We start from the raw sequence: 23,306 nt of genomic DNA on the forward strand, positions 1-23,306 counted from the left end.
CCGGTAACGTCTTTTATACAGCTTGTTAGTCCAGCCCCTGCGCAGCGCCCCATACCTCCAAAAGGAAATCTTCTTCGCGGTGGCTGGCCAGTTTCTCCAAGCCCAACCCCTGCTCCAGTGCCCAGTGCACTTGCTCTCCCTGCTGAGGAGCGCCCTCGATCGGGTGCAACCAGTGGCAGGCCAGCACGTGGCCGCCCTCGGCGAGGCTGGCAGCAGCGCACTCCACAACCTGCGCCCAAGCCGGCGGGCTCAGGTAATAGCCCATCTCACTCAATACGATCAAATCGAAATGCCCCACCGGCCAGGCTTCTGGCAGCGCCCCCTGGCTGACCTGAACATGGTCAAACGGCGCCAGCCGGCGAGTCGCCAGCTCGACCGCGCGGGGGGTAAGGTCCATCGCCAGCAGGCTCTCGCATCGCTGAGCCAATGCCTGGCTGAGCACACCGTTGGCGCAGCCAGGCTCGAAGGCCCTGGCATAGTGCCGCTTCGGCAGGCAGGCCAGCGTGATGTCACGTTTGCGCTGTTCATACCAACGCCGATCAAACGCCCAAGGGTCGTCGTCGCGCGCGAACAGTTCACTGAAATAATCGGCAGGGGTGTTCATAGAAATACCAGCTCAAACGGCTGCAAGAGCCGCTCGAGCGTTGCGGGGCTGAGAACAGGTGGCGCCCCGGTGCTGGGGTCGCTCGCCAACTGGGTGGCATGCTCGGCGATAGCCGACTGCTTGCGCTCATGCGCTTGAGGCGCAAGCCATAACTTCCTGGCTCGATCCCACGGCAGTCGCGGGTCTTCGGGTTCAGCCCAGTGCCAGGCCCAGACGGGGGTCTCGATCAACACGGCACCGCGCACCTGCGCAACATGCGCTGCGACTTCACCCAGGGTTTCATGATCGCAATGGCCATCGCTACGCCAGGTTACAAGCAACCGGTCGCCTTCACTCACCTCGCGTAACAGTTGCTCCCGCAATGCTGATGCATGCTCCGCCACCCTACCATCCGGCAGCGCCAGGTGCCGCCAGCGAAGCCGCCGAGTATCGAAACCCAGCCGCGTCAAGGCGCGTGTGCTTTCACGCCGACGTTCATCGCGCAGGCGCGCCGGGGGCCATTGTGCAGAGCCCGGGTGGCTGCCGTCACCGTCTGTGACCGAGATCAGGGTGATATCCGATACCCGCCCGGCCAGGCTTGCCAGCAAGCCGCCGCACGCCAGTATTTCGTCATCCGGGTGCGGGGCCGCCACCACCAAACGCGTATTTGCAGGAACCAATTGATCAACACTGATCGGCGGCACCTGACCAAGCGCCTGGCTGGCCTGCCAGGCGCTCAGGGGCGTGCCTGGCACGCCAAAGGGTGCATCGGTGGCAGTCAGGCTCATAGCGCCCACCGCAACGATGGGAGGTCGGTGATACTCGCGCCGAGGGCGGCAAGATCTCGCTCGGCATGGCTTTGGCGGATGAACACAGGCAGGTCGGCAAACAGCCTTGCAAAGCGTGGGTCGCCGCAGAAAGGGCTTGCGCCCAAGGCCCGCCCGACATGTCGAAGCACCGCTTCGGCGCAGTCTTCCACCACCGCACGAGCCCGTCGAGTCACCCGCTCGGCATCGGCGGCCGGATGGGCATCTATCCAGGCAGCGGTTTCGCGAAGCACCGCAGCAGCAGCGCTCAAATGGGCGTCGACTGCGCCCAAGTGAGCCAGACGATGGGGCTCTTCGCTGCGCTGGGCTGCCTCACGCAGATAATCGCCGGCACACACCGCTGCCCCGTACCAGCACGCAGCAATCCCCGCACCGCCTTGCCAGAAACCTGGGCGAGACAGGTACTCACCCGGGCCGCCGACCGCCTGCGCATAGGCCCCCTCAAGCTCTACCTCCACACTGGCGCTGGCTGCCATGCCTATCGCCTGCCAGCCCTGCTCGGAGGGTCGCACGCACGGGTCGGCCATGCTGATGGCAACCAGCTGCGGCCGGCCCTGTTCATCCCAGGCACTTACCAGAGCGTGATCGACCTGCAGCGCACCCGAGCACCAGGCCTTGCGACCGGTGAGCTTGACTCGGCTGCCTTGGCGCTCGGCGATCTGCACACGGGCGCCAGGGGCCTCGGCCGCCCATACTGCCCATATCCCACCGGTGTCGAGATGGGCAGCGCCGAGCTCTGCCAGAATAGCGCGGGCGTCAGTATGGCCTTCGAACAGTTTCACAAGCGCTAGGTCGAACCCCGCTACCTGGGCGAGCGCTTGCCAGCGCTCTAGCGTCCGGCCACCTGCAGGGAGCGGCAGCTCGTCCAATTGCGCGTGCTGGCATTGCCGCAACACCTGAGCCAATCGTTCGTCGAGCTGCAGCTGGTTGGCCCGCTCTGCAAAAGTCTGCAGCAAGAAAGCATAGGGGTGGTGGGGCACTGCCATTGGTGGCACTCCAGTGAGCGATTTGACGTTGGAAAGCCAGCAGCGGTCGAGGGTTCCACCTAAAACCCGGCTTCATAACTTTTCACATTTTTTTCACACTGCCATCACTAGCGCCTCACGCTGCTGGCGCCACGCTTCGCGGCTTTTAAGCAGCCGCGTCGCAACCGAGCCAATGGATTTCAAATACACCCTCAGCAAGCGCATCGTCATCGCCTTCGCGGCCATGAGCGCGTTCGTTGCCGGCACGTTCGCGGTGGGGATCGTGGCAAGTGAGCGGGTCATGGAGGGGCGGCTGACCGAGCTAAGCCTGGCGGGCAACCTACGCCGCTTGCTGATGCAGGAAAGCCAGGATCTATGGGTTCATCGCCCTGAGAAAGACGAGCTGTTCTACATCCAGGGCGGGCGCGACGACTTCGCGCTGCCGGCCAACCTCGAAGCACTGCCGCGGGGCTTTCACGAAATCGGCGAAGGCGAAGACGCCTACTACGCCGCTGTCGAAGTGGTCCAGGGGCGCAAGTATGTGCTGTTGCGCAACCAGCAGAGCCTGATGCAACGCCAGCGCATCCTTTACTCGGTAGCCATTGCAGGTTTTAGCCTAAGCGTTGCCCTCGCGGTGCTGCTCGGCTGGCTGATTGCCCGGCGGGTGATCGCGCCGGTGACGAGCCTGGCTACCCAGGTGCGCCGTACCAGCGCGCTGCCGGTTGGCTTGGTGCCGGCCGCCGGCACCACCTGGGCCGAAGATGAAGTGGGCGAGCTCGCCGCATCATACAACCAGACTCAGAGCCGCCTGGCCGATGCCCTGCGCCGGGAGCAGCAGTTCACCAGCGATGTCAGCCACGAATTGCAGTTGCCGATTCACACCCTCGACCAGGCGTGCCAGGCACTGGGCCAGGCCAATGATGGCGACCCGCGCTTGCAACGGCAGGTGCTGCGAATCAGCCGGGCGATCCAGCAAATGGAGGGCCTGGTAAGTACGTTTCTGTTGCTGGCGCGTGATTACGACGACCCTTCCCTGCGCGCCGAAGTCACAACATTGGCCGCGGCTGCCGACCAGTCGGTCGATACCTGGGCACCGGCGATCCGGGAAAAAGGCCTGGCCTTTGAGCAGGTGCTGGAGGGTGAGCTGACGGAGACCTGGAACTCGACCCTGCTGTTATCGGTAATGGGTAACCTGTTGCGCAACGCCTGGCATTACACCGACGAAGGTTTCATCCGCCTCACCGTTCGGCCCGGGCAATTCATGGTCGAGGACAGCGGCATCGGGATTCCTGAAGAGAAGCGCCATGCCATGTTCCAGCCTTTCGTGCGGGGCGACGAGAAGCGCGGCGAGGGCCTGGGGCTTGGGTTGTCACTGGTGCAGCGGATCTGCCAAGACCAAGGCTGGCGGGTCGAGCTGAGCGGTCGAGAGCCGCAGGGGTGCTGCTTTACCGTGACCTTTCGCCCACAGCCCTGAAGCTGCACGACAGTGCGCGAATGGCATCGGCATTTCTATACCTGCTCTGGAGCGGCTCAGGCTCAAAGTGCGATGAGCAACCCGGTTTCGGCTGCTTGCTGATGCAGGCATTGCGCTGCCCAGTCGACGAACGCTCGCAGCCTGGGTGAGCTCTGGCGGTGGGGCGGGTAGACCAGCGCCATGGGCCAGTCCGGCGCCGGGTAACCTTCGAGTACCGGAACCAGGCTACCGTCGGCCAGCGCTGCGCCAGCGTTGTAACGGGGAACCTGAATCAACCCGAAGCCGGCCTGCGCAGCCTTTACGTAAGCATCGGCGCTGTCGACGCTGAGCATGCCGGGTAGCCTTACCGGCTGCGCAAGGCCTCTGAACTCCAGCGGAAAGTCCCGCCCATCACTGGCAGCGAACCGCACCATCTGATGGCCGTCAATCAACCCTGCGGGCGTGCTGGGAACCCCATGCCGGGCCAGGTAACCGGGGCTGGCGCAAGTGACTTGGCACACCTTCACCAGTGGCCGTGCGGCGAGCATAGGATCTTTGACCTCACCGGCACGCAGCGCGCAGTCGACCCCCTCTCGCTGCAGATGCACCTGCCGATCATTGAACCCAAGCTCCAGACGCAGGTTAGGGTAGCGCCGATAGAAATCGGGCAACTTCGGAATGATCCAATAGCAGCCAAAAGTGCTCGGCAAGCCTATTCGCAAGGTGCCGCGCGGGCCACTGCCCAAGTGGTTTTCCAGGTCGTCCAGGTCCGAAAGCAGTTGCCGGCAGCGCTGGTAATACTGTGCCCCATCCTCAGTCACCCTCACCCGCCGCGTGGTGCGATTGAGCAACTGAACCTTCAAATGCGCTTCGAGTTGCTGGATAGCGAGGGTGACGCTGGCACGAGGCAGCTGCAGATCATCTGCCGCCTTGCCAAACCCACCACATTCAACAATGCGGCAGAACACGTGCATTGCAACCAACCGGTCCATGTAGAAGCGCTCATCATTCAAAATTTGCGAATAGTTAAACCAAAAACCACGGGTTTATCCAAGCAATCTGGAAGATCAGACTGGCTTCACTTTCAACCACATCGAAGGATCTCTTGAATGCACACTCGCACACTGGGCTTGAACGGCCCCCACGTCAGCGCATTGGGCCTAGGTTGCATGGGCATGTCGGATTTCTACAGCCGCAGCGGCGACGACACCACTGCGCTCGCCACGCTCGACCGCGCGCTGGAGCTAGGGGTAACGCTATTCGACACTGCCGACATGTACGGCCCTTACAGTAACGAGCAATTGCTCGGGCGCTGGCTCGCCGGCCGACGCGAGAAAGTATTCATCGCTACCAAGTTCGGCATCGTGCGCACAGAAGACCCCCACGCACGGGGTGTGAACGGGCGCCCCGAATACGTGCGGCAATCGCTGGAAGGCAGCCTGCAGCGCCTGGGTGTTGAACGGATTGACCTGTACTACCAGCATCGCGTCGACCCTGATGTACCCGTTGAGGAGACCTTCGGCGCGCTGGGTGAACTGGTACGCGAAGGCAAGATTGGCCACCTCGGCATTTGCGAAGCGCGCGCCAGCACTATCGAGCGAGCGCACGCAACGCATGCACTGGCGGCCGTGCAAAGCGAGTATTCGCTTTGGTCACGGGAGCCAGAACACAATGGAGTACTGAACACCTGCCGCAGGCTTGGCCTCGCCTTCGTACCCTACAGCCCTCTGGGCCGGGGGTTTCTGACCGGGCGTTTCAAAAGCCCCGAGGATTTCGCCGCCGATGACTACCGCCGGCACAGCCCGCGCTTTCAGGATGAGAACTTCAATCGCAACCTCGCCCTGGTAGAACAGGTAAAGGCGCTGGCCGATGCTCGCGGGGTGAGTGCCGCCCAACTGGCGTTGGCCTGGGTGCTTGGCCAAGGCGAGGAATTCATACCCATACCCGGGACCACGCGAGTGGATAACCTGGAAGCCAACCTGGCGGCGCTTGCGATCACGCTGGATGCCGCCGAGCGCGCCCAACTGGACGCGATCTTTCCGCCAACAGGCGCGGCAACTGGCAACCGCTACGGCGCTGAAGCGATGGCCACCCTTGACCGATAGCCGGCGCTGGCTTGGTGGCGAGCTCGCCAAGTGTAGGCCAATGGCATGGTAGGCCCCAGCTAACGCACAAACGAAAGAGGCGACCCTCGCGGATCGCCTCTTTCGTCGCATCTGGTAGGCACAATTGGACTCGAACCAACGACCCCCACCATGTCAAGGTGGTGCTCTAACCAACTGAGCTATGTGCCTGCTGTGGGTCGGCATTCTACGGATCAGCGGGAAGGTGTCAACACATTTTTTCGCTAAGTAACTGAAATGGCGATTGATTTGTACCACGCCCTTCGGCTCAGCAGGCCAGCAAGGGGCTGGCGGCGCCTCAGAAACTCCGGTAGGATCCGCTCATCCGTCAATAATTTTAAACAGAGGTCGCAGGATGGCGAATATCGCTTACCCACCGTCGTACTACGCCGCTTCCGCCAATCCCGCCCCGGCGCGCCCGGCGCTGCGCGAGGATACCGAGGCCGACGTCTGCGTGGTCGGGGCCGGCTATACCGGGCTTTCCAGCGCACTGTTTCTGCTTGAGCAGGGCTTTTCGGTTGTCGTGTTGGAGGCTGCGCGGGTGGGCTTCGGCGCATCAGGGCGCAACGGCGGGCAGATCGTCAACAGTTACAGCCGTGACATCGATGTGATCGAGCGCAGCGTCGGCCAGCAGCAGGCCCGCCTGTTCGGCGAAATGGCCTTCGAGGGCGGGCGCATCATTCGCGAACGCGTGGCGCGCTACAACATCGACTGCGACCTGAAAGACGGTGGCGTGTTCGCTGCACTGAGCGCCAAGCAGATGGGGCACCTGGAAGCGCAGCAACGCCTTTGGGAGCGCTATGGCAATAAGCGACTGGAGCTGCTCGACCAGCGTCGCATCCGCGAGGTCGCGGGCACCGACCAATATGTAGGTGGCCTGCTGGACATGAGCGGCGGTCATATCCACCCCCTCAACCTGGCCCTTGGCGAGGCAGCGGCGGTGGAATCGCTAGGTGGGCGAATCTTCGAACAGAGCGGCGTGACTCGGATCGACCGAGGCGCAAACCCAGTAGTGCACACCGCGCAGGGCAAGGTCAGGGCCAAGTTCGTGATCGTCGCTGGCAATGCGTACCTGGGCAACCTGATTCCTGAACTGGCTGCCAAATCGATGCCCTGCGGCACCCAGGTGATTGCAACCGAACCCTTGAGCAGCGACCTGGCGGCTAGCCTTCTGCCACAGGATTACTGTGTAGAGGACTGCAACTACCTGCTCGACTACTATCGCCTATCGGCCGACAAGCGCCTGATCTTCGGCGGCGGCGTGGTCTACGGCGCCCGTGACCCCGCCAACATCGAATCGATCATCCGGCCCAAGCTGCTCAAGGTGTTCCCGCAGCTCAAACAGGTGAAGATCGACTACGCCTGGACCGGCAACTTTTTGCTCACCCTTTCGCGCCTGCCGCAAGTAGGCCGCCTGGGGGACACGGTTTACTACTCGCAGGGTTGCAGCGGCCATGGCGTAACCTATACCCACTTGGCCGGCAAGATCATCGCCGAGGCGTTGCGTGGCCAAGCCGAGCGCTTCGACGCCTTCGCTGGGCTACCGCACTATCCGTTCCCCGGCGGGCGGGCCTTGGGCGCTCCGCTTACGGCGCTAGCCGCGTGGTATTACAGCCTGCGTGACAAATTCGGCGTTTAACGCCGCTGCAGGGTCGCAATCGCCTTGGCTGCGGCCTGCTCCTGCCCTGCCTGGGCCAAACGGGCAGCCGCGTCGCGCCAGCGCTGCTCATCCACCCTTGCCGGCAGCTGCGTCGGTTGTTGCAACAGCACGGCCCAGTTACCCTCCCGGCGCCAGGCGGAGGTGAAGTCGCCGGCATCCAGCCGCAGGCGCCGCTGCTGGCCAGCACGCAGCACGACTTCTTTGTGAAAACGATCAAAGCCTACCAGCAATGCATAGCGTGCCTCCCCGATGAACATCGGGCCTGGCCGATAGGCAACCATCACAGGGTAACCCGCAGCTACCTGGAACATCAGTGCTTCCAACGACGGTTCCACCGGGTACACCAGCAAGCCGTACTGCCGAGCGGCCTCGGCCATGGCCTCGTTCATCCCCCCTTGGCTTGTGGGTTTGCCCAAAGCGGCCTCAACCATGCCAGGCGTTACCGCAATGTTCTGCTGGCGCAGTGCAGCGGCGAGGGCCTCCGCCGCACCGGGGGGTTGTACGCTACGGTAGAACGGCACACCGCCGAGTTCGACCTTGTCGGGCAAGCCGGCGATAGGGGTCGGTGGCACTAGCCGAGGCGGTTTACTGCTGCAGCCAGGCAACATGAAGCCCAGCACCAAGGCCAGGCACAAGGTGAAAACAGGGCGAGCAAGAGTGAACGGCATCGAAAATCTCATGAGTTATGCGGCACGAACGCCGGCTTGGCTCAGGATGATAGGCACGCGGCCTATGGAAATACAGGCCCTGTGAAACATGCCGCTTGTCAACGGCGTGAAACAATCTATGGGCTACGCTGTTCAGTATCACAAACGCCTGCGTTTGTTGAGGAGATTACAGATGAACCTGACAATGGCGATTGTCCTGATGATCGGTGGCTGGTTCCTGGTGGCGGCAGCCATGTTATGGGGAGTACTGCGGGTCGCTCGTCGCCATCACCGCCCTGCCCCCTCGCGAGCACCCACGCCCAAGGCCAGCGCCCCGACCAAGATGGCCGGGGCTCATTGATCAGCCGGCCTTGCCTTCGCGTTTGAGCCGAGCGCGGCGGGCCCAGATGTTCAGGCATTCGATCGCCGCCGAGAAAGCCATGGCGGTGTAGATGTAGCCCTTGGGCACATGGGCACCGAAGCCTTCGGCAATCAGCGTCATGCCGATCATGATCAGAAAGCCCAGCGCAAGCATCACGACCGTCGGGTTGTCGTTGATGAACTTGGCAAGAGGCTCCGAGGCCAACAGCATGACCAGCACCGCTACGATCACCGCGATGATCATGATGGGCAGGTGCTGAGTCATTCCCACTGCGGTCACGATGCTGTCGATGGAGAACACAAGGTCGAGTAGCAGGATCTGGCCAATCGCGGCTGCGAACCCGATCGCGACCTTGCTACTGACATCCTGCTCCTGCTTTTCGGCCGGGTCTACGCTGTGGTGAATTTCGGTCGTGGCCTTCCAGACCAGGAACAGGCCACCCGCAATCAGAATCATGTCCTTCCATGAAAACGCTTGCCCTGCCACTTCGAACACCGGTTCGGTGAGAGTCACGATGAAGGCCACGGTGCTCAACAGACCCAGGCGGAGAATCAAGGCCATGCTGATGCCAATGCGGCGCGCCTTGGTGCGAAATTGCACTGGAAGTTTGTTGGTGAGAATGGAGATGAAGATCAGATTGTCGATCCCCAGTACCACCTCCATTGCGATAAGGGTGGCCAATGCAGCCCAGGCGGCTGGGCTGGCAGCGAGTTCCAACAGGTATTCCATGATGTGACCCTGATATTGATCTGGTGGCAACGGATTCTAGTCAAGCTTATACTTCACGAAAATTCGTATTTTCAGGTCGAATACTTCGTTAATCCCGAACAATAGCGCCATGCTCAATTATCGCCAACTGTACTATTTCTGGAGCGTTGCCCGCACTGGCAGCATCGCCCGTGCCAGCGAGCAGCTCAACCTGACGCCGCAGACTATCAGTGGGCAGCTGGGGCTGCTGGAGGCGCATCTGGGTGTTGCCCTTTTTCGCAAGGCCGGCAGGCAGCTGGAGCTGACCGAAGCCGGTCGCCAGGCATTGCCCTATGCCGAGCGAATCTTTCAGACTGGCGCCGAGCTCGAAGCCCTGCTACGGAATCAGCCAGCTGAACAACCAGTACTGTTTCGCGTAGGTGTGGCTGATGTCGTGCCCAAGTCCATCGTCTATCGCCTGCTCGAGCCCGCCATGGCCCTACCGGGCCCGCAGCGCATCACTTGCCGTGAAGACAAGCTTGAGCGCCTGCTCGCTGATCTCGCAATCCAGCGGCTGGACTTAGTAATCTCCGACAGCCCCATGCCCGCGCATCTCGACATCAAGGGGTTTAGCCACAAGCTGGGCGAATGTGGCATTGGCTTTTTTGCCGCCCCCTTGCTTGCAGCTACGTTGCGGGGCCCCTTCCCTGCCTGCCTGCACGGCCAGCCCTTGCTGATTCCGGGGGCCGACAGTGTGGTGCACAAACGCTTGCTGCGCTGGCTTGACGAGCAACAGGTGCAGACGAGAATTGTCGGTGAATTCGACGACAGTGCCCTGATGCAAGCCTTCGGCCAGTCCGGCGCCGGCGTGTTCGTCGCCCCTAGCGCGATTGCCGAAGAAGTGGCCCGCCAATACGGCGTGCACTGCATCGGCGTCACTGACGCAGTGAGTGAATCCTTCTATGCCATTTCGGTGGAGCGGCGTACTCATCATCCGGCCATCGTCGCGCTGAGCGAGGGCGCCAAGCGCGATCTGTTCAATCACCCTGCCCCATGAGCTGGCTTCCCACCGAGCTGCAGCCCGCCTAAGCTATCGTCACCTCGACTGCCGGTAGCCTCAACATGACTGACACCGCCCCTCGCCTGAGCGTCACCGAACTGCGCGTGCTCGGCTCGCTGATCGAAAAACAGGCGACCAACGCCGACACCTATCCGCTAACGCTCAATGCGCTGGTGCTGGCCTGCAATCAAAAGACCAGCCGAGAACCGGTCACCCAGCTATCGCCGGGGGAAGTCGGTCACAGCCTTCGCCAACTTGAGCAGCACGGCATGGCCCACCTGGTGATGGGCAGCCGCGCAGACCGCTGGGAGCATCGGCTCGACAAGGCTCTGGAACTGACTCCTCCACAATTGGCTTTGCTGGGTTTGTTGTTCCTCCGTGGCCCGCAAACGCCCAACGAGCTGCTAACCCGTAGCCTGCGCCTGTATCCGTTCGATGACAGCGAGCAGGTGGTGCACCAACTTGAACGCTTGGTGGCCCGCGACCTGGCGGTGTTGATCGAACGTCGACCTGGCCAGCGTGAGGATCGTTACACCCATGCACTGGGCGACCTGGCCGATGCCGAGGCGATCATGGCGGCGCGCGGCGCTGAACGCGCTGCCAGTCATGACAGCGACCGGTTGGAAACCTTGGAGGCCCGAGTGGCTGCACTCGAAGCACGGCTGGCGGCGCTCGAAGGCTGACCTGCGCCCGCCACGGCAGCCGCAACTGAAACATCCAGAAACCGCCCTTGCGGGCGGCTGACTGGTGTGACGAAACCTTCGTGCTAGAATCCCGCGCCATTCGGGCCGCTGCCCAAGCCACTGCCAAGTCAAGGATTCATGACACACGCCAAGCTCTGCGCCGTACTCGCCCTGCTCCTGCTGCCCGCCCTGGCCAGCGCCGAGGGCAAGACGGTCTACGGCCTCAATGAATACGCCCGCCTCGACATCGACCTCGAAGTTGCCGCCAAGCTCGACACCGGCGCCGTCACTGCCTCGCTCAGCGCTCGTGATATCAAGCGCTTCAAGCGCGACGGCCAGCCATGGGTTCGGTTCTACCTGGCGATCGACAACGCTCATGATCACCCTATCGAGCGACCACTGGCACGGGTCAGCCGCATCAAGCGCCGCGCCGGCGACTACGACGCCAGCGTAGGCGATGCCTATACCGCGCGGCCGGTGGTCGAGCTCAATGTGTGCCTGGGCAACACCGTGCGCACCCTGGAAGTGAACCTCACCGACCGCAGCGCATTCCAATACCCGCTGCTGATCGGCTCCGAGGCACTGAAACGTTTCAATGCCGTGGTCGACCCCAGCCTTAAATACTCCGCCGGCAAGCCTGCCTGCGCCAACCTGCCCGCCCGAGCCGAGTGACCCATGCGTTCGTCGAACCTGCATTTGAAGATTCTGATCACGCTACTGGTACTGCTGGGCGCCGGCATCACCGGTTATCAAATATTCGGCCTGGGTATTCCGGTCACCGAAGACGAAACTGACGACCTATGGAACATCGACGCCAAGGTCGAATTCGTTGCCAGCCCCAAAACCCCGGTCAAGGTGCAGATGTACGTGCCGCCCCTGACCCGCGATTACGTCAGCCTCAACGAAAGCTTCATCTCCAACAACTACGGGGTGAACGTCAACCGGGTCGATGGCAACCGCAAGGTCACGTGGTCCTCACGCCGAGCCTCCGGCAACCAGACGCTCTATTATCGCCTGGTGCTGACCAAGCGTTACAGCAATGAAAAAAACCCGGCCAAAGGCCCGATCTTTCGCGACAGCGCCCCACTCGAAGGCCCTGAAAAGGTCGCTGCCGAAGCGCTGCTTGCGCCTATCCGCCAGCATTCTGCCGATGTCGAGACCTTCATCAGCGAAACCATCAAGCGGGTCAACAACCTCAAGGACGATAACGTCAGGCTGCTGTTGGCGGGTGACTCATCGCCTACGCACAAGGCTCGGGTGATCGACCTGCTGCTGTCGGTGGCACACGTTCCGGTGGAGCGGGTCCACACCCTGCGCCTGGTGGCCGACGCTCCGCAGATGCCCGAGCTTTGGCTACGCAGCTTCAACGGCAGCGATTGGCTCTATTTCAACCCTGAAACCGGTGAGCAGGGCCTGCCCAGTGACCGCCTGATCTGGTGGAGCGGTGACGACAACCTGATCACGGTCGAGGGCGGCAAGAAGCTTCAGGTCACCTTTACGCTCAACAACAGCGAAATGAACGCCATACGCCTGGCCAAGCTCACCGACGAAAACACCGACGCGGATTTCCTCGAGTACTCGCTGTACAGCCTGCCGCTGCAAACCCAGCAAACCTTCATGATCATGGTGATGATCCCGATCGGGGTTCTGGTGATCCTGATCCTGCGCAATCTGGTGGGCCTGCAAACCCTCGGTACCTTCACCCCGGTGCTGATCGCCCTTGCCTTTCGCGAAACCCAGCTGGGCTATGGCATCGTGCTGTTCAGCCTTATCACCGCGTTGGGGCTGTCGCTGCGCTCCTACCTTGAGCATTTGAAGCTGCAGATGCTGCCGCGCCTGTCAGTGGTGCTGACGTTCGTGGTGGTGATGATCGCCGCGATCAGCCTGCTCAGCCATAAGCTGGGCCTTGAGCGGGGCCTGTCTGTAGCGCTGTTTCCGATGGTGATCCTGACCATGACCATCGAGCGCCTTTCCATCACCTGGGAAGAGCGAGGTGGCGGCCACGCCATGAAGGTGGCGGTCGGCACGCTGTTCGCCGCGTCGCTGGCGCATGTCCTGATGAACATCGAACAGATGATCTATTTCGTCTTTACCTTCCCCGCCGTGCTGCTGATCCTGGTTGGCTTCATGCTGGCGATGGGGCGCTACCGTGGCTACCGGCTGAGCGAACTGGTGCGTTTCAAGGCGTTCCTGGCGCGCGGCGAGGATGGGCGCTGATGTTTGGCTTCTGGAAAACCTGGAAAGCCCTCAAAGCGCGCGGGATCATGGGCATCAACCAGCGCAACGCCGATTACGTGCTCAAATACAACCCGCGCCGCCTTTATCCGCTGGTAGACGACAAGATCCTCACCAAACAGCGCGCGCTCGCTGCGGGCATTCACGTTCCGGACCTCTACGGCGTGATAAGCACCGAGCGGCAGATCCGCGAGCTCGACCAGTTCATCGGTGGTCACGACGATTTCGTCATCAAGCCCGCTCAGGGCGCTGGTGGCGACGGTATCCTGGTGATCGCCGACCGCTTCGAGGGGCAGTACCGAACGGTGTCTGGCAGGTTGATCAGCCGCGCCGACATCGAGCATCAGATCTCCAGCATCCTCACCGGGCTGTATTCCCTGGGCGGCCACCGCGACCGCGCGCTGATCGAGTACCGCGTCAAGCCCGATCCGATCTTTCGAAGCATCAGCTACGAAGGGGTGCCGGACATCCGTATCATCGTGCTCAAGGGTTACCCGGTCATGGCCATGCTGCGCCTGCCCACCCGGCAATCCGGCGGCAAGGCCAACCTTCACCAGGGCGCAATCGGTGTAGGCGTGGACCTCGCCACGGGCATCACCCTGCAAGGCACCTGGCTGAACAACATCATCCATAAGCACCCTGACACCACCCACGCCGTGGACAACGTCCAACTGCCGTACTGGGACGGTTTCATGCTGCTGGCCGCGCGTTGCTACGAGCTGTGTGAGCTGGGGTACATTGGTGTCGATATGGTCCTGGACCAAGACAAAGGGCCGCTGATTCTAGAGCTCAACGCCCGGCCCGGGCTGAATATCCAGATTGCCAATAACTGTGGGCTGAGCCTGCGCACTGAGGCGATCGAGCGGCACCTGCAGCAGCTGGAAGCAAGCGACCGCAGCGAAACCGCCGAAGAACGGGTAGCATTCGTTCAGTCCCTGTTCGGCCACGTCGACACCTGAAGCCCACCATGCCTGCCTGTACCCTTCATGCCCTGCCCTACCAAGCCGACCCGGCCGATTATTTCGCGCGTATCCGCCACGCACCGGGCGCGGTGTTGCTAGACAGCGCCCATCCATTGGCCAGCCGCGGCCGGTTCGACCTGCTCAGCGCCTGGCCCAGCACCTACCTGCAACCGTTGGTAGGCGAAGCTGGCCTGAGTTTCCTGGCGCGCCTGCGCGCAGCGCTCCTTGCTCTGGGGCCGGCCGAGCTCGAGGGCGAGTGGCCCTTCGCCGGTGGCTTGATCGGCTACCTGGCCTATGATTTCGGCCGGCGCTTGGAGCGGCTGCCCGCGCCAAACGTCGACGACCTCGGCCTGCCTGACGCAAGCCTGGGCCTCTACGCCTGGGCGCTGGCAAGTGACCACAAGGCGCAAAGAAGCACGCTGATCTTTCATCCCAGCCTGCCCGACCGCGACAGGGCACGCCTGATAGCGCTGTTCGAGGCGCCACCGACCGGCGATGACGGTGTATTCGCTCTGACAGCCCCCTTCGCCAGTGATATCAGCGCCGAGGATTATCGCAGGGCATTCGAGCGGGTTCAGGCCTATATCCAGGCTGGCGACTGCTACCAGGTGAACCTCACCCGCCGCTTCAGTGCCCGCTGCCAGGGCGATGCCTGGGCCGCCTACCGGCGCCTGCGCACGTCCTGCCCAGTGCCCTACTCAGGGTTCATGCAGCTGCCCGGCGGCTTCAGCCTGCTCAGCCATTCACCAGAGCGCTTCATCGAATTGCACGAAGGTCAAGTCGAAACGCGCCCGATCAAGGGCACTCGCCCGCGCGGCCAAACGCCCGAACAAGACGCCGCACACGCTGCAGAGCTGTTGAATAGCCCGAAAGACCGGGCCGAAAACCTCATGATCGTCGACCTGCTGCGCAACGACCTGGGCCGCAGTTGCCAGGTCGGTACCGTCCGTGTGCCGGAGCTGTTCGAGCTCGAAACCTACCCCAATGTGCACCACATGGTCAGTTGCATCACCGGCACCCTGGCGGCCGGTCGCGACGCCCTTGACCTGCTGGCAGGCAGTTTCCCTGGAGGGTCGATCACCGGCGCACCGAAAATCCGTGCCATGCAAGTGATCGACGAAGTCGAACCGACTCACCGTGCCTTGTATTGCGGCTCATTGCTATACGTAGACGTGCGCGGCGAAATGGACAGCTCCATCGCCATCCGCAGCCTGCTGGTCAAGGGTGATGCGATTCATTGCTGGGGGGGCGGCGCGGTGGTCGCAGACTCGGTATGGGAGGCCGAGTACGAAGAATCCTTCTACAAGGTCCAGGTGCTCTTGGAGGCCCTGGGCTGAGGCTTTTTTGTTACCATCAGTTGCATTCGAGCGCCAAAGCGCCAAGCAAACAGGAAACCGCCTGATGAGCCATCCTTTCGACGTTGCCGAAACCGCAGCGGCCTATGCCAGTAAATCCCCACAGGACATTCTCAAGCTTGCCTTCGAACATTTCGGCGACGACCTGTGGATCTCCTTCAGTGGGGCCGAGGATGTAGTGCTGGTCGACATGGCCCTGAAACTGAACAAGCAGGTCAAAGTCTTCAGCCTCGACACCGGCCGGCTGCACCCGGAAACCTACCGCTTCATCGAGCAAGTGCGTGAGCATTACGGCATCGCTATCGAAGTGCTGTCGCCCGAGCCTGAGCCGCTGCAGGCGATGGTCAAGCAAAAGGGCCTGTTCAGTTTCTACAAGGACGGCCATGGCGAATGCTGCGGCATTCGCAAGATCGCCCCGCTTCGCCGGAAGTTGGCCACTGTGCGTGCCTGGGCCACCGGCCAGCGCCGCGACCAGAGCCCGGGCACTCGCAGCCAGGTCGCGGCCGTAGAAATCGACGGCGCGTTCTCTACCCCCGAGCGCCCTTTGTACAAGTTCAACCCGCTCGCCCAGATGACCAGCGAAGAGGTGTGGATGTACATCCGCATGCTCGAGCTGCCCTACAACCCACTGCACGAGCGCGGCTTCATCAGCATCGGTTGCGAGCCCTGCACCCGGCCCGTGCTGCCTCGCCAGCATGAGCGCGAGGGGCGGTGGTGGTGGGAAGAGGCAACTCAGAAGGAATGCGGCCTGCACGCGGGCAACGTCATCGCCAAGGCCTGACCCTTCGGGTGAGTCGGCCCGGTTTGTATCAGGGCTGATACAGTGTCGAAATTGCCTCAACACGTCCGGTTCATAGCCTATGCTTTTCCCATCTGCCCGCAGCGGTCGCTGCGGGCCCGAGAACCGACTGCATGCTCATGACCGCGCCGTTCGACACCCTTAACGTTCTCCATGAAGATAAACGCTGGAATACGCGCGCGCTGATCGTAGACGACGACGTACCTATTCGTGAACTGCTGATCGACTACCTGGCCCGCTTCGGCATCCACGGCCAAGGCGTGAGCGACGGCAATGGCATGCGTGCAGCCATGCAACAGGCAACTTTTGACGTGGTGATTCTCGACCTGATGTTGCCTGGGGAAGATGGCCTGGCGCTGTGCAGGCACCTGCGGGCAGAGTCCGACATTCCAATCCTGATGCTCACGGCGCGCTGCGAACCCACTGATCGAATCATCGGCCTGGAGCTAGGGGCTGATGACTACATGGCCAAGCCCTTCGAGCCCCGCGAGCTGGTGGCGCGCATTCAGACCATACTGCGTCGAGTGCGCGATGACCGCAGCGATACCCGGAGTAATCTTCGCTTCGACAACTGGCGGCTGAACAGCGTGCTGCGCCAACTGGTCTCCGCCGAAGGGCTGGTGGTGCCCCTGTCGAACGCGGAATTTCGCTTGCTATGGGTGTTTCTGGAAAGGCCTCGGCGGGTGCTGAGCCGTGAGCAGTTGCTTGACGCGGCGCGGGGCCGATCCATCGAGGCGTTCGATCGCAGCATCGATCTGCTGGTCTCACGCCTGCGACAGAAACTGGGAGATGATCCTAAATCCCCTACCCTGATCAAGACCGTACGCGGTGAAGGTTACCTGTTCGACGCGCGGGACATCGGTTGATGCGAGCAGCTGACACGCTGTTCGCGCGGTTGTTCGGGGTGTCCCTGGCTGCGATTGTGCTTGCCCATGTGCTGGCCTTCTTCTGGTTCCAGCATTACGGCTTTCCGCCGCCACCGCCCCCTGAGCAGCCGGCAGGGGTCAACCAGCCGCACCCGCCTGGGTTCGGCCCACCATTGGATGCCCAAGGCAGGCCAACCCCGCCCCCAGGCTACGAGCCGCATTCGCCACTGCGCGGGCCATTGGTGCCTTTTTTGTTCCAACTGGTGACGTTGGTTGCAGCGGCCTGGTTCGGCGCACGCTTTCTTTCACGGCCCATTCAGCGCTTCAGCGAGGCTGCCGAGCAGCTGTCCGAGAACCTCGACAGCCCACCGATCGAAGAGCATCTGGGCCCGCGTGAAGCCCGCCAGGCGGCGCACACGTTCAATCGAATGCAGCAGCGTATTCGCAAGCAGGTGCAGCAGCGTGCTCGCATGCTCGGGGCGGTATCCCATGATCTTCGAACACCGCTCTCCCGCTTGAAACTTCGCCTTGAACAGATGCCTGAAGGCAAGTTGCAGAGCCAGATGCGACAAGATCTGGACGATATGATCGGCATGCTCGATGCGACGCTGAGCTACCTCCACGAACAGCGCACCGAAGAGGCCCGGCAATGGTATGACCTTCAGGCGCTGGTCGAGTCGCTGTGCGAAAACGCTCAGGACAACGGGGCTCAGGCCAACGCAGAGGGGCACTGCGCGCCCCTTTACACTCAACCGATGGCACTGCGCTCCTGCATTTCCAACCTGCTGGATAACGCGCTTCGCTATGGCGGCGCAACTACCGTCAAACTGACCGATTCCAGCGAGCAGGTGGTGGTGCGGGTGATCGACTACGGCCCAGGCATTAGCCTGGAGCTGCGCGAAGCGGTATTCGAGCCGTTCTATCGCCTCGAAGGTTCGCGCAACCGTAATTCCGGGGGCGTCGGGCTGGGCATGACCATCGCCCGTGAGGCGGCCCAACGCCTGGGCGGCAGCCTGGTGCTGGAAGACACCCCCGGCGGTGGGCTGACAGCCGTGGTCAGCCTGCCGCGCTGAAGCGCATCAGGAGAGCGTGCGCCCAGCATTCCCCCGGGCCCAGTCGGTCAACAGGTTGTAGGCAATGGCAAGCAGCGTCGGGCCAATGAACAGGCCAATGAAGCCAAATGCCAACAGGCCGCCGAAGACACCCAGCAGCACGATTACCAGGGGCAGATCGCCGCCACGGCTGATCAGGTAGGGCTTGAGAACGTTATCGACGCCGCTGATCACGAAGGTGCCCCAGATCGCCAGGAAGACCCCCATGCCCCAATGCCCCTGCCAGAACAGCCACCCGGTGGCAGGGATCCAGGCCAGCGGTGGCCCCATGGGAATCAGGCTGAGCAGGAAGGTGAAGATGCCGAGCACCAATGCGCCTGGTACCCCTGCGATCAGGAAACCGATCAAGGCCAGGGCGGCCTGGGCGGCGGCAGTGCCGATCACGCCGTTGACAACCCTCTGCACGGTGCCGGCGACCAGCACCAGGTAGTGCTGTGCACGGTCGCCAATCAGTCGCTGCAGCAGGCTCAACACGAACGCCTCGACACGTGGGCCGTCGCGATAGAAAAAGAAAACGAAAACCAGACTCAGGGTCAGCTCCAATAGCCCACTGCCCAACTGGGCGCTGCGGGCCAACAGCCAGTTGCCGACCTGCCCCATGTAGGGCTTGAGTGATTGCAACATTGCCGCACCTTGCTGGTCGAGGCTGTTCCAGCCAGTGACCAGCCGCTCACCTACCCAAGGCACCTGGCCTAGCCATGCCGGCGCATCAGGCAACCCTTCGACCTGAATGTCACGCACGAACACTGTGGCGTCACGCACGTGATCGACCAGGTTGAAGCCCAGCCACACCAGCGGCATGAGCACCAGCAGCAACCAGCCGGTGGTGAGCACCCCGGCAGCGAGCGTGGCGCGCCCGCCGAGCAGCCGCGTCAGAAGGCGCATCAGCGGCCAGCTTGCGTAGGCCAGGATCGCGCCCCACAACAAAGCCGAGGTAAAGGGTAATAGCACCCACACGCACGCCCCGAGCAATACCAGCAGCAGCAACTGCACCAGCAGGCGATCATTGTTGATCATTCATCGACCCTTAGCGTAACCACTCAAGTGAAAGCGCCTGCCCCTGCTCACACAGGCTCAGGCGGCCCTGGCGCACCCCTTGCGAATACAACGCCTGTTGCCAGGCCGCAGCATGTGGGCCGCAGACTCTGACGCGCAAGGTGCTGTCCAGGTTCAGGCCCCGGGCAATTACTGCCACCCATTCCGGCTGCGGCATGTCGGCCAGGTCGGCGAAAGCCAGGCGGCCGCTGCTACGCAGCTCGCGAAGCAAGGTCGAAGGGGTAGGCAGCAACACCCCTAGCGGCTGCTCCGCCACCAGCCTCTCAACATGCAACGCGACTCGCCGATTACCTCGCGTGACACCGTAAAGGGCAACCAGGGTGCGGGCATCCTGACGCTGCAGAAGAAACGCCTGCTGTTCATCGGCGCCGAAGAGCCGGGCGTTGCCGAAAACCTCGTTGGCCCACAGGCTGCTTTCGCCGCAATCGCGGCCCTGGCACCAGAACACCACCTGGCTGCCGGGTTCGCGGAGTGCCTCCCGGGCGCTGTCGAACAGTGTGCTCATCGTGCGCTCGGTAGGGTACTCCTGCGTGAGCGATTCCACCTTACCCCGCACGTCCAGCCGCCCCTCCATGCGCAATTGCCCGCTGATCTTGCGCAGTGGGCCGAGGGGGTAGAAGCGCTCCTGCTGCTGGAGCGACCGTTGATCGACCACGCGGGCATCGGGGCCGGGAAGCCAATCAGCCAGTTCAGCCCCCTGCGCACCTACCGTGCTAAGGCCCAGCGCGAGCGCGAACCAACAGGCCAGTGGCTTGACTACGCGTGTCGCGCGATGCGCCGGGATAACAACAGGCATGGCTTTCTCCTTGAAAACGGCCGCCAAGCCTCAGCAGTTCCTGCCGGCAAGTCAACAATCTGCGAAAAAGCGATTGATACAACCTGCTACAAGAATCGCACCGGTTTCATCATCCAGATGCAGATGATGGCCGCCCGGCAGAGTGACCTGTTCGAAGGGTAGCTCAGCCAGCAGCGGGCGCTGCGCCGCCAGCACGCCACCCTCAGCCAGCATGAGCAAGGTCGGGCAGCGCACTGCCTGCGCATAGGCCATGGCTTGCTGCGGCAACATCCGCTGTGCCGACGCCAGCATCAGCCGTGGGTCGGTGCGCCAGGTGAAGCCGCCGGGCACAGCCATCAACCCGCGTTCGGCCAAGTAGCGTGCGCCCTCTTCACTGACCGGCAAGCGCCCACGCTGGCGGGCGAGCACCGCGCGCTCAGGGTCGACATAGACAGGTTTGCGCTTGCTGGCGAGCAACAAGCGTTCGCCCAGCGCCTGGCCAAGCCGCGCCGGGCCGTGCTCTGCGGCTTCGGTGGGCGCAAGTAAGCCATCGATCAGCGCAAGCCGCTCAATGCGACCCGGGCAAGCGGCCGCCAACTGTACCGACACGATCGCCCCCAGGCTGTGGCCGATCAGGCTGAACTGGTCCCACCCAAGCGAGGCGGCCACGTGCAACACATCCTCGGCGTAAGCCCATAACGGATAATCGGCACCGGTAGCTCGATGGCCGGAGAGCCCATGACCTGCCAAGTCCAGAGACAGTAGCCGTAGATGGGTGAGCCGGGGAGCGAGCCGCGCGAAGCTGCCGGCGTTATCAAGCCAACCATGCAACGCAAGGCATGGAGCCCCCCCGGCCGGGCCGCTGAACTGCCCGGCCAATTCGACGTGCGGCAAGCTGAATCGAACCTGCTCAAACGCTGTCATTGCACTTTCGCTCCCATCGCTGGATCACCGAGCGCACTAACATTGCCGTCGCAACCGGATGCTCGAAAGGGAACATGTGGCCACCGGGCATGCGGTGAAACTCGCCACGGGCCAGCCGGCGCGCATGCCATCCGTGATGAGGCAGTACCACACGGCTGTCTTCGCCCTGCACCAGCGCCAAGGGTAACTTCAAGGTCGCCATCGGGGCGGGCAGCCGGTGGGGCACACTGCGGTAGATTGCAAGTTCGGTCGCGGCCTCGAAGCGTAGCCGCAGGCCAGTGCCTTCGCTGCGCAAGCCGTGGGCCAGATAGGCTTCAAGGCAGTCAGGATCAAACGCACGAAACAGCGCCTTACTGGAAAAGTAAGCCCGCGCGGCCAGCAGGCTTTCGAAGCGCTCACGCCTCCCTTGGGTTCGGCCAGCCGGCGTAATACGGTCTATCAGCCCCAGGCGCTTGGCCACCAGCACCAGCCAGCGGTCTACCCGAGTCAGCAACGGAGAGTCGAGTAACACCACCCCGCGGTACAACTCCGGATGGCGCAGGGCGGCATGCAAATGCAATCCACCCCCCAGCGAATGCCCCACGCCCCATACAGGGCGAGGTTGCCGGCGCAGATGCTCCACCAGTTCATCGACCAGCGATGGCCAGTTGTCGCTGACGGGGTAACGGGGGTCATGCCCATGCATGCCCAGGTGCGCCACGTGATAGTGCGGCGCCCAGGCCTCGAACAATTTGCCGTAGACCTCGCTGGGAAAGCCGTTGGCGTGGGCGAAAAACAGCGGCTCGGCCATGGTGCGGTGCTCTGAAGGCTATCGGGCCATTCTCGACACAGGCCATGTGCGCCACAACCAGCGGATCGGCCTAAACAGCGGCCAAACGGGCCGCGGGCAGACGGGCCGCGGGCAAATCAGCGGCCAGCCGGCGTTTCACCCAGCGGCACCACGGCCACGGTCAGCCGGCAGATGCAGGAAGCCCGGCCGCTGTCGTCGACCAGTCGAATGTCCCATACATGAGTGCTGCGGCCGATATGGACAGCGTGTGCGGTGGCCGTTACCCGCCCACTACGAACGGCTCGAAGATGGTTGGCATTGACTTCCAGCCCTACGCAATAGAATTTGGTGGTATCGATACATTGATAGCTCGCGCTGGTACCGATCGTTTCCGCCAGCACCACCGAGGCCCCGCCGTGCAGGATGCCCTGCGGCTGATGGCTTCGGGCGTCCACGGCCATGCTGCCGGTGAGCGACTGATCGTCGAAGGCTTCGAAGCGGATGTCCAGCGCCTCGCCGATGGTGTTTCGCTGGCGGGCATTGAGCTGGTCCAGGTCAGGCCGGGTTTTCCATAAGGGCATCTTGGCAACTCCTTCAGTCATTGAGGTGAGTGATGCAAGGCACGCAAGGTCATCAGCCCGGCGAGCGCGCCCTCCCCCTCCAGCTCGGCAAGCGCCGCAGTCCCCATTGGCCAGGGGCTTGTCAGCTCACCTCGCTCGAGCAGGCCCAGCAAGGTCCCGACCAGTGGCTGATGGCTAACCAGCAGCCAGTTACCCTCTCGCTGGCCAAGCTCGGCCAGCACATCATCGGGCTCGCTGTCGGGGGTAAGCCAGGGCACGGTCTGCATCGCCACCGTACCGCCTAACGCCTGCTGCACCAGCTGTGCGGTCTGCTGGGCACGCAGGTAGGGGCTTGCAAGAATACCGGCCAAGGGCTGGCCCTGGAGGAACGTTGCATTGTGCAGCACCTGCTTGCTGCCATGATCAGTCAAGGGGCGCAATGCATCGGTCGAGGCCTGCAAGGTGGCTTCCCCATGGCGCAGAACCCATAGTTTCACAGGCGAGGCTCCTGCTCGGCAGTGGCGTCGGGCACGTGACCTTCGGCAGCCCTATGCGCAGGCCAATCGGCGAAAGGCCAGGGCTTTTGATCTGTATGAAAACTCCCGAAGCGGCCGATCTGGGCCATGAACTGGCTCAGGCTGTCGCCAAAATTCATCATCCCCACATGAGGCTTGCCATACACAAGCCGATGTATCAGCTGTACCAGCACCAATAGCCCCAGCACGAACTGCCCGACCTGCCACACCAACAGGTAGAGGAGCATCCACAGCACGCGCAGAAGCAGCGATTCTTGTTCCGGTTGCAAGTGAGGAGGGGCCATGGT

General features: G+C 62.6%; 26 protein-coding genes and 1 tRNA gene. 13 read left to right on the forward strand and 14 right to left on the reverse strand.

Going from position 1 to position 23,306, the window contains the following annotated elements; genetic code table 11:
• Positions 1 to 25: 25 nt before the first annotated feature.
• Genes F474_RS13090 through F474_RS13100 form a run of 3 tightly spaced genes read right to left on the reverse strand, consistent with a single transcriptional unit; the run spans position 26 to position 2,396 of the window.
• Positions 26 to 604, reverse strand: coding sequence for an SAM-dependent methyltransferase (locus F474_RS13090; RefSeq protein WP_097085177.1), 579 nt, complete (start codon positions 602 to 604; stop codon positions 26 to 28).
• Complete coding sequence (locus tag F474_RS13095) at positions 601 to 1,371, reverse strand: PIG-L deacetylase family protein (protein ID WP_097085176.1); 771 nt, start codon at positions 1,369 to 1,371, stop codon at positions 601 to 603. Before F474_RS13095 ends, F474_RS13090 begins: the two co-directional genes overlap by 4 nt.
• Positions 1,368 to 2,396 (reverse strand): acyl-CoA dehydrogenase family protein, encoded by a 1,029-nt coding sequence (locus F474_RS13100; RefSeq protein WP_097085175.1) that lies wholly within the window; start codon positions 2,394 to 2,396, stop codon positions 1,368 to 1,370. Before F474_RS13100 ends, F474_RS13095 begins: the two co-directional genes overlap by 4 nt.
• A 172-nt stretch (positions 2,397 to 2,568) precedes the next feature.
• Here F474_RS13100 and F474_RS13105 point away from each other — a divergent pair, with 172 nt between their 5' ends.
• Positions 2,569 to 3,849 (forward strand): HAMP domain-containing sensor histidine kinase, encoded by a 1,281-nt coding sequence (locus F474_RS13105; protein ID WP_097085174.1) that lies wholly within the window; start codon positions 2,569 to 2,571, stop codon positions 3,847 to 3,849.
• A gap of 62 nt (positions 3,850 to 3,911) precedes the next feature.
• Here F474_RS13105 and F474_RS13110 read toward each other — a convergent pair whose 3' ends face one another.
• Positions 3,912 to 4,820, reverse strand: a complete 909-nt coding sequence (locus F474_RS13110; protein WP_097085173.1) for a LysR family transcriptional regulator — start codon at positions 4,818 to 4,820, stop codon at positions 3,912 to 3,914.
• 117 nt (positions 4,821 to 4,937) lie between these two features.
• Between F474_RS13110 and F474_RS13115 the strand changes: the two genes are divergently transcribed.
• On the forward strand, positions 4,938 to 5,933 hold the full coding sequence (locus tag F474_RS13115; RefSeq protein ID WP_097085172.1) for an aldo/keto reductase: 996 nt from the start codon (positions 4,938 to 4,940) through the stop codon (positions 5,931 to 5,933).
• Between the two features lie 112 nt (positions 5,934 to 6,045).
• On the opposite strand, the gene F474_RS13120 is transcribed toward F474_RS13115, so the two are convergent.
• Positions 6,046 to 6,122, reverse strand: a tRNA-Val gene (locus F474_RS13120).
• 184 nt (positions 6,123 to 6,306) lie between these two features.
• Between F474_RS13120 and F474_RS13125 the strand changes: the two genes are divergently transcribed.
• Positions 6,307 to 7,590: an FAD-binding oxidoreductase gene (locus F474_RS13125; protein WP_097085171.1), complete on the forward strand. Its 1,284-nt coding sequence runs from the start codon at positions 6,307 to 6,309 to the stop codon at positions 7,588 to 7,590.
• Here F474_RS13125 and F474_RS13130 read toward each other — a convergent pair.
• Positions 7,587 to 8,279: a hypothetical protein gene (locus F474_RS13130; protein ID WP_097085170.1), complete on the reverse strand. Its 693-nt coding sequence runs from the start codon at positions 8,277 to 8,279 to the stop codon at positions 7,587 to 7,589. The genes F474_RS13125 and F474_RS13130 overlap by 4 nt on opposite strands.
• Before the next feature lie 172 nt (positions 8,280 to 8,451).
• Here F474_RS13130 and F474_RS22675 point away from each other — a divergent pair, with 172 nt between their 5' ends.
• Complete coding sequence (locus F474_RS22675; RefSeq protein ID WP_165830315.1) at positions 8,452 to 8,619, forward strand: hypothetical protein; 168 nt, start codon at positions 8,452 to 8,454, stop codon at positions 8,617 to 8,619.
• Here the strand turns inward: F474_RS22675 and F474_RS13135 are convergent, their stop codons facing one another.
• Positions 8,620 to 9,369 carry a TerC family protein gene (locus F474_RS13135; protein WP_097085168.1) on the reverse strand — a complete coding sequence of 250 codons (750 nt, stop codon included), beginning with the start codon at positions 9,367 to 9,369 and terminating at the stop codon, positions 8,620 to 8,622. It lies immediately after the preceding gene.
• A 109-nt stretch (positions 9,370 to 9,478) separates the two neighbouring features.
• On the opposite strand from F474_RS13135, the gene nhaR reads away from it, so the two are divergent.
• From nhaR to F474_RS13180, 9 genes are all read left to right on the forward strand, one after another.
• Complete coding sequence (nhaR, locus tag F474_RS13140; RefSeq protein ID WP_097085167.1) at positions 9,479 to 10,384, forward strand: transcriptional activator NhaR; 906 nt, start codon at positions 9,479 to 9,481, stop codon at positions 10,382 to 10,384.
• Positions 10,385 to 10,449: 65 nt separating this feature from the next.
• Complete coding sequence (locus tag F474_RS13145) at positions 10,450 to 11,070, forward strand: YceH family protein (RefSeq protein WP_097085166.1); 621 nt, start codon at positions 10,450 to 10,452, stop codon at positions 11,068 to 11,070.
• A 138-nt stretch (positions 11,071 to 11,208) separates the two neighbouring features.
• On the forward strand, positions 11,209 to 11,742 hold the full coding sequence (locus F474_RS13150; protein ID WP_097085165.1) for an ATP-dependent zinc protease: 534 nt from the start codon (positions 11,209 to 11,211) through the stop codon (positions 11,740 to 11,742).
• 3 nt (positions 11,743 to 11,745) lie between these two features.
• Complete coding sequence (locus tag F474_RS13155; RefSeq protein ID WP_097085164.1) at positions 11,746 to 13,287, forward strand: inactive transglutaminase family protein; 1,542 nt, start codon at positions 11,746 to 11,748, stop codon at positions 13,285 to 13,287.
• The gene (locus F474_RS13160; RefSeq protein ID WP_097085163.1) at positions 13,287 to 14,264 is read left to right on the forward strand and encodes an alpha-L-glutamate ligase-like protein; all 978 of its coding nucleotides are present in this window, start codon (positions 13,287 to 13,289) and stop codon (positions 14,262 to 14,264) included. Before F474_RS13155 ends, F474_RS13160 begins: the two co-directional genes overlap by 1 nt.
• Positions 14,265 to 14,272: 8 nt before the next feature.
• A complete protein-coding gene (gene pabB / locus F474_RS13165) occupies positions 14,273 to 15,604 on the forward strand; it encodes an aminodeoxychorismate synthase component I (RefSeq protein ID WP_097085162.1) in 1,332 nt (443 codons plus the stop codon).
• 64 nt (positions 15,605 to 15,668) lie between these two features.
• On the forward strand, positions 15,669 to 16,403 hold the full coding sequence (locus F474_RS13170) for a phosphoadenylyl-sulfate reductase (protein ID WP_097085161.1): 735 nt from the start codon (positions 15,669 to 15,671) through the stop codon (positions 16,401 to 16,403).
• A 131-nt stretch (positions 16,404 to 16,534) separates the two neighbouring features.
• Positions 16,535 to 17,287 (forward strand): response regulator, encoded by a 753-nt coding sequence (locus tag F474_RS13175; RefSeq protein WP_097085160.1) that lies wholly within the window; start codon positions 16,535 to 16,537, stop codon positions 17,285 to 17,287.
• Complete coding sequence (locus F474_RS13180) at positions 17,287 to 18,360, forward strand: HAMP domain-containing sensor histidine kinase (protein ID WP_097085159.1); 1,074 nt, start codon at positions 17,287 to 17,289, stop codon at positions 18,358 to 18,360. Before F474_RS13175 ends, F474_RS13180 begins: the two co-directional genes overlap by 1 nt.
• Positions 18,361 to 18,366: 6 nt before the next feature.
• On the opposite strand, the gene F474_RS13185 is transcribed toward F474_RS13180, so the two are convergent.
• From F474_RS13185 to F474_RS13215, 7 genes are all read right to left on the reverse strand, one after another.
• A complete protein-coding gene (locus F474_RS13185; RefSeq protein ID WP_097085158.1) occupies positions 18,367 to 19,416 on the reverse strand; it encodes an AI-2E family transporter in 1,050 nt (349 codons plus the stop codon).
• A 10-nt stretch (positions 19,417 to 19,426) separates the two neighbouring features.
• Positions 19,427 to 20,251, reverse strand: a complete 825-nt coding sequence (locus tag F474_RS13190) for a DUF4892 domain-containing protein (RefSeq protein WP_097085157.1) — start codon at positions 20,249 to 20,251, stop codon at positions 19,427 to 19,429.
• Between the two features lie 51 nt (positions 20,252 to 20,302).
• Positions 20,303 to 21,154, reverse strand: coding sequence for an alpha/beta fold hydrolase (locus tag F474_RS13195; protein ID WP_097085156.1), 852 nt, complete (start codon positions 21,152 to 21,154; stop codon positions 20,303 to 20,305).
• Entirely contained in the window at positions 21,141 to 21,944 is an 804-nt protein-coding gene (locus F474_RS13200) for an alpha/beta fold hydrolase (protein WP_097085155.1), read from the reverse strand. The genes F474_RS13195 and F474_RS13200 overlap by 14 nt, the downstream gene beginning before the upstream one ends.
• Positions 21,945 to 22,060: 116 nt before the next feature.
• Positions 22,061 to 22,504, reverse strand: a complete 444-nt coding sequence (locus tag F474_RS13205) for a hotdog fold thioesterase (RefSeq protein ID WP_097085154.1) — start codon at positions 22,502 to 22,504, stop codon at positions 22,061 to 22,063.
• A gap of 17 nt (positions 22,505 to 22,521) precedes the next feature.
• A complete protein-coding gene (gene sixA, locus F474_RS13210) occupies positions 22,522 to 22,980 on the reverse strand; it encodes a phosphohistidine phosphatase SixA (protein WP_097085153.1) in 459 nt (152 codons plus the stop codon).
• Complete coding sequence (locus F474_RS13215; protein WP_097085152.1) at positions 22,977 to 23,303, reverse strand: DUF4389 domain-containing protein; 327 nt, start codon at positions 23,301 to 23,303, stop codon at positions 22,977 to 22,979. The genes sixA and F474_RS13215 overlap by 4 nt, the downstream gene beginning before the upstream one ends.
• Positions 23,304 to 23,306 lie beyond the last annotated feature (3 nt).

Source organism: Pseudomonas sp. URIL14HWK12:I12 (assembly GCF_003097135.1).
GTDB lineage: Bacteria > Pseudomonadota > Gammaproteobacteria > Pseudomonadales > Pseudomonadaceae > Aquipseudomonas.

What these genes read in the sequence shown, in the direction of transcription:
- F474_RS13090 (WP_097085177.1), bottom strand. Translation starts at nt 604, where the DNA reads ATGAACACCCCTGCCGATTATTTCAGTGAACTGTTCGCGCGCGACGAC.
- F474_RS13095 (WP_097085176.1), bottom strand. Translation starts at nt 1,371, where the DNA reads ATGAGCCTGACTGCCACCGATGCACCCTTTGGCGTGCCAGGCACGCCC.
- F474_RS13100 (WP_097085175.1), bottom strand. Translation starts at nt 2,396, where the DNA reads ATGGCAGTGCCCCACCACCCCTATGCTTTCTTGCTGCAGACTTTTGCA.
- F474_RS13105 (WP_097085174.1), top strand. Translation starts at nt 2,569, where the DNA reads ATGGATTTCAAATACACCCTCAGCAAGCGCATCGTCATCGCCTTCGCG.
- F474_RS13110 (WP_097085173.1), bottom strand. Translation starts at nt 4,820, where the DNA reads ATGGACCGGTTGGTTGCAATGCACGTGTTCTGCCGCATTGTTGAATGT.
- F474_RS13115 (WP_097085172.1), top strand. Translation starts at nt 4,938, where the DNA reads ATGCACACTCGCACACTGGGCTTGAACGGCCCCCACGTCAGCGCATTG.
- F474_RS13125 (WP_097085171.1), top strand. Translation starts at nt 6,307, where the DNA reads ATGGCGAATATCGCTTACCCACCGTCGTACTACGCCGCTTCCGCCAAT.
- F474_RS13130 (WP_097085170.1), bottom strand. Translation starts at nt 8,279, where the DNA reads ATGCCGTTCACTCTTGCTCGCCCTGTTTTCACCTTGTGCCTGGCCTTG.
- F474_RS22675 (WP_165830315.1), top strand. Translation starts at nt 8,452, where the DNA reads ATGAACCTGACAATGGCGATTGTCCTGATGATCGGTGGCTGGTTCCTG.
- F474_RS13135 (WP_097085168.1), bottom strand. Translation starts at nt 9,369, where the DNA reads ATGGAATACCTGTTGGAACTCGCTGCCAGCCCAGCCGCCTGGGCTGCA.
- nhaR (WP_097085167.1), top strand. Translation starts at nt 9,479, where the DNA reads ATGCTCAATTATCGCCAACTGTACTATTTCTGGAGCGTTGCCCGCACT.
- F474_RS13145 (WP_097085166.1), top strand. Translation starts at nt 10,450, where the DNA reads ATGACTGACACCGCCCCTCGCCTGAGCGTCACCGAACTGCGCGTGCTC.
- F474_RS13150 (WP_097085165.1), top strand. Translation starts at nt 11,209, where the DNA reads ATGACACACGCCAAGCTCTGCGCCGTACTCGCCCTGCTCCTGCTGCCC.
- F474_RS13155 (WP_097085164.1), top strand. Translation starts at nt 11,746, where the DNA reads ATGCGTTCGTCGAACCTGCATTTGAAGATTCTGATCACGCTACTGGTA.
- F474_RS13160 (WP_097085163.1), top strand. Translation starts at nt 13,287, where the DNA reads ATGTTTGGCTTCTGGAAAACCTGGAAAGCCCTCAAAGCGCGCGGGATC.
- pabB (WP_097085162.1), top strand. Translation starts at nt 14,273, where the DNA reads ATGCCTGCCTGTACCCTTCATGCCCTGCCCTACCAAGCCGACCCGGCC.
- F474_RS13170 (WP_097085161.1), top strand. Translation starts at nt 15,669, where the DNA reads ATGAGCCATCCTTTCGACGTTGCCGAAACCGCAGCGGCCTATGCCAGT.
- F474_RS13175 (WP_097085160.1), top strand. Translation starts at nt 16,535, where the DNA reads ATGCTCATGACCGCGCCGTTCGACACCCTTAACGTTCTCCATGAAGAT.
- F474_RS13180 (WP_097085159.1), top strand. Translation starts at nt 17,287, where the DNA reads ATGCGAGCAGCTGACACGCTGTTCGCGCGGTTGTTCGGGGTGTCCCTG.
- F474_RS13185 (WP_097085158.1), bottom strand. Translation starts at nt 19,416, where the DNA reads ATGATCAACAATGATCGCCTGCTGGTGCAGTTGCTGCTGCTGGTATTG.
- F474_RS13190 (WP_097085157.1), bottom strand. Translation starts at nt 20,251, where the DNA reads ATGCCTGTTGTTATCCCGGCGCATCGCGCGACACGCGTAGTCAAGCCA.
- F474_RS13195 (WP_097085156.1), bottom strand. Translation starts at nt 21,154, where the DNA reads ATGACAGCGTTTGAGCAGGTTCGATTCAGCTTGCCGCACGTCGAATTG.
- F474_RS13200 (WP_097085155.1), bottom strand. Translation starts at nt 21,944, where the DNA reads ATGGCCGAGCCGCTGTTTTTCGCCCACGCCAACGGCTTTCCCAGCGAG.
- F474_RS13205 (WP_097085154.1), bottom strand. Translation starts at nt 22,504, where the DNA reads ATGCCCTTATGGAAAACCCGGCCTGACCTGGACCAGCTCAATGCCCGC.
- F474_RS13215 (WP_097085152.1), bottom strand. Translation starts at nt 23,303, where the DNA reads ATGGCCCCTCCTCACTTGCAACCGGAACAAGAATCGCTGCTTCTGCGC.